General features: G+C 28.5%; 4 protein-coding genes. All 4 read left to right on the top strand.

Annotated features, from left to right (window positions below):
* Window positions 1–391 precede the first annotated feature (391 nt).
* Window positions 392–1,078, top strand: coding sequence for a response regulator transcription factor (locus BM384_RS16270; protein ID WP_090015199.1), 687 nt, complete (start codon window positions 392–394; stop codon window positions 1,076–1,078).
* A 117-nt stretch (window positions 1,079–1,195) separates the two neighbouring features.
* The gene (locus tag BM384_RS18720) at window positions 1,196–1,396 is read left to right on the top strand and encodes an ATP-binding cassette domain-containing protein (protein WP_347455097.1); all 201 of its coding nucleotides are present in this window, start codon (window positions 1,196–1,198) and stop codon (window positions 1,394–1,396) included.
* Window positions 1,397–1,409: 13 nt separating this feature from the next.
* A complete protein-coding gene (locus BM384_RS16265) occupies window positions 1,410–1,946 on the top strand; it encodes an ABC transporter ATP-binding protein (RefSeq protein ID WP_347455096.1) in 537 nt (178 codons plus the stop codon).
* Window positions 1,947–1,950: 4 nt separating this feature from the next.
* Window positions 1,951–3,366: FtsX-like permease family protein (locus tag BM384_RS16260; protein WP_175537436.1), on the top strand; the 1,416-nt coding region annotated here is incomplete at its 3' end.

The raw sequence follows: 3,366 nt of genomic DNA, 5'->3' as shown, positions 1-3,366 counted from the left end.
CATTCTTATAAAATCAAGAATTTTAAAGGCCGTCCACCTATATTTGAATAGCTAGTTTTATTTATCACTCTATTTCATAATTGAGCCTTATTTTTTCAAACGCTTTAAAGTTGGGAAGAATAATTTCATTATATTTCTAGATTGGTCATCAGTCATCCCTTTATTATTTGAAATAACATTAGGGATACAGAATTCAATTGATTCATTCTTATATCTTGAATGAATTTTTTTACTGTCTCTGCTAAATTATTGTACAAATCTTTAGGCTTTATAACTTCAACTTGAGTTCTAAAGAGTAACAGAATATTAGAGTATAAGAAGTGAAAAATAAAGTTAAGTACCATAAATTAGGATATAATTAAAGAGAAATATTTTTTATGGGGAGTTAGTTATGAATAATAAAGACATTCTAATTTTAGATGATGATATAGACTTAGCAATGATTGCAAGTGATACTTTAGAAGATCATGGCTATTCAGTAGAAATAGATGAAGGTATTAATGACGCTTATTCTATTATGGAAGCGACAAACTTTAAATTAATAATATTAGATATTAATCTTCCAGAAGGTACAGGCTTTGATTTTTGTACAGAAATAAGAAAAGAAAGTACCATACCTATAATTTTTATAAGTGCAAGAACAAGTGATACAGATAAGGTTAAAGGTCTTGATATTGGAGGGGATGATTATCTTTCTAAACCATATTCTTTAGCTGAATTACTATCAAGAGTAAATGCAAATATGAGAAGAGCTTATGGATTTGCTCAAAGAAATACCTTTAAGTTTGGTGATATTGAAGCAGATTTAAATATGAGGACAGTAAAGAAAGATGGACAATTAATTAACCTTTCAATTAAAGAATTTGATTTACTTAAGTATTTTATTCAGCACAAGAATGTACCCTTAAAGAAAGAGATTATATTTTCAGAAGTATGGGAAATATTTAATGATGCTGAAATTTCTAGTTTGGCAGTTCATATAAGATGGCTTAGAGAAAAGCTAGAAATTAATTCTTCTAAACCACAGTTTATAAAAACAGTATGGGGTGTAGGGTATATTTTTGAGGTGAAAGAATGAGAAGAAAGATAATATTTATAGTAATTTTTTTCTTAGTACTTATTACTGAAATATTTATTACAAAGAATTATGGCAACAGTGGGGGATTTGAAAGCAGAAAAAGAGAGGTAAAAAACAATGACAAGAGTATTGTTAAAAGCTAAAGATTTATGTAAAAGCTACGCAACAGATGGGCTTCAAACTCATGTAATAAGTCATATGGAATTAGAAATCAATGAAAAAGATTTTACTGTTATTATGGGAAGCTCAGGTTCAGGAAAGTCAACTTTATTATATTGTTTAAGTGGAATGGATGAAATAACTTCAGGAGAAGTATAAGTTAATTAACAAAATGAAAGCTAAAGATATAGCTAAACTTAGAAGAAAAGATTTTGGATTTGTATTTCAACAAAGCAGTCTTGTTTCTAATCTATCTTTATTTGAAAATGTAGCTGTATCAGGGTATTTATGCAAAGGTAAAAGTGTTAAAGAGGTTAATAAAAGAACTGATGAATTATTAAAAGCAGTAGGAGTTTATGAAGTTAAAAAACATCTACCAACACAAGTTTCAGGAGGACAGCAGCAAAGAGCAAGTATAGCAAGGGCATTAATTACTTCACCATCAATACTTTTTGCTGATGAACCAACAGGTGCTTTAAATTCAAAATCGGGTCAGGAAGTTTTAGATCTTTTAACTGTAGAAAATAGAAAAGGACAAAGTATTCTTATGGTTACTCATGATATTAAGGCAGCTGTAAGAGCAAATAGGATTATTTATATTGAGGATGGACGAATTGTTGGCGAATTAAGTTTATCACCATATGAAGAGACAGAAAGAAAATCAAGGAAAACTCAAATTCTTTCATGGCTTTCAAAGAAGGGGTGGTAGATATATGGCATTATGGTCTGTAATATGCGCTAATATTAAAAAGAAAAAGGGTAGTTTTATAGGTGTATTTATATTAATGTTTATAATTTCTGTTACTATTACAAGTATATTAAGTGCATATTTATCAGGATATGAAAGATATGATATTGCAAGTAAAGCAGAAAATGCTCCTGATATTATTAATGTGATATTTGAAAAAGATTATGATAAAACCTTTGAAAATAAGCTTAAATTACAGCAGGAAGTTGAAGAAGTAGAAAATATTAAGGGAATGAGATATAAACGTGATCTTAATATTAATTGTAAAGAATTTAGCAGCAGTATTTTAATATTTGTATATGAGCCCAAAACATTTAGTAATAAGTTAGAAAATGGAGATAGAATGAATATTCCTAAAGAAGGGGAAATATACTTACCAAAATTCTTTAAGGAAAAATATAATTGTACTATTGGTGATGAACTGACTTTTGCTTCAGAGGATAAGGAATGGACTTTTACTATTTCAGATTTTTTTGAAGACACAACTTTTGGAACAAGTGTTATGGGAAGAAAGAGAGTATATATAAATCCTTCTGATTTTGAAAAATTATATGATAGCAATAATAAGGAATTTGCTCATATTTCAGCATTATACACTATGTTGAAAGATGAATATAAAGGTCAGGGTGAGGTTATTAAAGATATAAATAAAGCTACATCTATTCAAAAGTATGGGGAAAGCGGTACTGTATTTGCAGAAAGTAAACAATATACTTTTATGATGCCAGATGTACTTTCAGCTATACTTTTAGGATTTAGCTGTTTGCTTTTAATAATTTTAATGATTGTAATAGCGCAGTCTATAGCTTCATCAATAGAAATGGAGTATAAGACCTATGGAATATTTAAAGCTATGGGTTTTAGTAATATTCAATTAAGGATAATTATCTTAATTGAATATATAATAGCATCCGTAGCAGGTATGATAATAGGGGCAATTGTAGGAGGATTTATTGAGGATTCTGTTGGTGAAATAATTTTAGATGGAACAGGTCTTTTCTGGGTAGGTGGTATAAAATATAAGGAATGTATTGGAGTATTTATAGGTATATTAATTATTTTAAGTTTTTTTATATTACTTTTTACAAGAAAAATAACAAGAATTTCTCCAGTAAGAGCAATTTCTTTTGGTAATGCACCTATTCATTTTTCAAGCAGGCTTAATTTTTCTTTAGGATCATTGGAATTTGTACCTTTATCAGTTAAGTTGGGATTTAAGCAGGTAGTAACTCATATAAAACAAAGTGTGGTACTAGTATTTATAATATGTATTTTAACTTTCTTTACAGTATCTATGTACTCTTTAGGAGAAATTCTTACAGGTGATACTATTGAAGAATTGTTTAACCCAACAGGATGTGATCTTTTGGTTTATTATAGT

The organism is Clostridium sp. DSM 8431, from assembly GCF_900116755.1.
GTDB lineage: Bacteria > Bacillota > Clostridia > Clostridiales > Clostridiaceae > Clostridium.
Note: the sequence above shows the minus strand (reverse complement) of the source record. Positions and strands in the feature narration are given on the sequence as shown.